The sequence below is a fragment of the Amycolatopsis sp. cmx-8-4 genome, assembly GCF_046548675.1.
Classification (GTDB): Bacteria; Actinomycetota; Actinomycetes; order Mycobacteriales; family Pseudonocardiaceae; genus Amycolatopsis.
The window spans coordinates 1-1,695 of sequence record NZ_JAEBDZ010000080.1; the positions used below are offsets into that span (position 1 = coordinate 1).

Genomic DNA, 1,695 nt, shown 5'->3' on the forward strand with positions numbered 1-1,695 from the left:
TACTACAACGCCCAGCGACGACACTCAACGCTCGGATACTTGACACCACAAGAATACGAGCTAGGGTACAGGAACATCAACGAAATCGCGTCCTAAACCCGCGTCCACAAAGGCGGGAACGCTCCAGACTCCGAGGGCCGGGATTGGGGTGAGGCTTGAGTTTGGTCGTCTGTAGAGCTCACCACACCTCCAGCGGCTGTAAGATAGACCATGTTAACCCGGTTGGCGCTACGCAAACGATGCGAGGCGGGGATCGACGCGCCGCGTCACTCGGTCGGGTCTGCGAACCGCCGACAGGTGCCGACCGGAGAGTCCCGACGCGCGCCCGGGTGGCGGCACGGCGGGAGATCAACGCAGGCCCGGAAGGCCGCGAAGGGCGAAGGCGGTGACCGCAGCCGTGGTCGCCGCCATCAACAAGCCACCGAGGACACCGATCAGGACCGTCAACGCCAGGCTCTGGCCGGGCTGCCACAGCGGCATCGTGACACCCAGGAAGACCGCTAGGCCAAGCAACCACGCGCCGGCGGTGGTGGCGATCCAGCGCGCCGAACCGGAAATGTGGTGCCGCAGGACCAGCCACTGTGCGAAACCGATCGAGAACAACAGTGCCAGGCCGAGGACCGCCCCGGCCGGCCAGAGGATCAGGGGTGGCCAGTCGCGTTGCTGGGTGGCCCATGTGCTCGGCGCCAGTCCGAGGACGTAGGCGAACGAAGCTGCCGCCGCGGTGGCCGCGACCCAGCGACCTGCGTTCACCGCGTGCAGGCGCGGCGCAGGACGAGCGCTCGACCCGCCCCCAGCATGGCGCCTTCGATCGCTCCGGCGGCCACCAACACGGGGACCGCCGTTCACCCTGACGTTCCTGCGGTTCGCGGTGGCCACCATCTGCATGGCGATCATTGCCCTCGCCGGCCGCGCCCGGTGGCCGGCGACCCGCCGGGAGCTCGGCCACATCGCGCTCGCCGGGACCCTCGTGCAGGGGGTGCAGTTCCTCGGCGTCTACGGCGGGATCAAACTGGGCGTGCCCGCGGCGATCTCGTCACTGGTGATCGGGGTCGGTCCCGTGCTCACCGCCCTGCTCGCCCGGCCGGTGCTGGGCGAGCGCACCACCCGCCTGCAACGGTGGGGGTTCGCGCTCGGCGTGGCCGGTGTCGTGCTTGCCGTCTCCCAGGGTCTCCACGTGTCGTCGCACGCGTTCGCCGGCCTCGGCCTGACCCTGCGGCCTGCTCGCGCTCAGCGGCGGCACCGTCTACCAGAAGCGTTTTTGTCCCGGCATGGACCTGCGCAGCGGCCAGACGGTGCAGCTGCTGGGCTCGACGGTCCTCACCGGCGTCTGCAGCTTCGCGTTCGAACCGTTTCCCACGAGCGATCCGCGACCCTGGTGGTCAGCGTCGCCTGGCTGGCCCTGGTCAACTCGATCGGCGCGGTCAGCCTGCTCTACCTGATGGTCCGGCGCGACCATGCCGGCCGGGCGAGCACCATGTTCTTCCTCGTGCCTTCGGTGACCGCGGTGCTCGCCGCCGTGATCCTCCACGAACCACTGGAACTCCCGGTGATCGCCGGGTTCACCATTGATGGCGCTCTGCGAAGTGGGCCAGAGGCGCTTCCTGAAAATCCCCAGCCGAGGTCTGCAGCTTAACCGGTGTCAGCGACGGAGTGGGATCACTCCGTCGGGTGCGGCGACCGGCATCTGTGGCC

General features: G+C 68.7%; 2 protein-coding genes. One reads left to right on the forward strand and one right to left on the reverse strand.

Going from position 1 to position 1,695, the window contains the following annotated elements:
- Nucleotides 1-348: 348 nt before the first annotated feature.
- Nucleotides 349-897, reverse strand: coding sequence for a hypothetical protein (locus ACLJQZ_RS48445; protein ID WP_410628492.1), 549 nt, complete (start codon nucleotides 895-897; stop codon nucleotides 349-351).
- On the opposite strand from ACLJQZ_RS48445, the gene ACLJQZ_RS48450 reads away from it, so the two are divergent.
- Entirely contained in the window at nucleotides 887-1,636 is a 750-nt protein-coding gene (locus tag ACLJQZ_RS48450) for a DMT family transporter (protein ID WP_410628493.1), read from the forward strand. The genes ACLJQZ_RS48445 and ACLJQZ_RS48450 overlap by 11 nt on opposite strands.
- Nucleotides 1,637-1,695 lie beyond the last annotated feature (59 nt).